This is a genomic window from Treponema sp. R6D11, from assembly GCF_054786075.1.
Genome location: NZ_BDHD01000981.1, coordinates 1 through 422 on the forward strand (window position 1 = coordinate 1; position 422 = coordinate 422).

A 422-nucleotide genomic window follows, 5' to 3' on the forward strand; every position below is an offset into this window, starting at 1 on the left:
CCTTTTTTTGAAAGCTCATCTATGATTCTATCAACCGATTCATCGCTATATAAATCACTTTCCTTAAACCAAACATCATAATTTATATTATAATTTTCTAAAATTTTTTTCATTTGCGAAACATTGTTCTCGAGTGCAAAATCAGCTAAAACTTTTTTAACCTCCGCCTCTTCGCCATTAGGCTTACCATGTTGAGCAATATATTTTTGGACGATTTCTAATACATCATCGCCTTGATACCCATCTTCAGGAAAAGGAAATTCAGGATTTTCAATTTGCATAAATCGCGCGTAAAGAGAAGATTTAAGCTTTTCAATTTGATTGCCAGCGTCGTTTAAGTAAAATTCTTTAACGACCTCATCCCCAGCAGATTTGTATATTCTAGACAAACTATCCCCAACAGCACCGCCTCGAGCATTGCC

Annotated in this window: 1 protein-coding gene; it reads right to left on the reverse strand. The window is 35.3% G+C overall.

Annotated features, from left to right (window positions below):
• Positions 1 to 422: hypothetical protein (locus tag ACYVTD_RS17105; RefSeq protein ID WP_461248843.1), on the reverse strand; the 422-nt coding region annotated here is incomplete at both ends.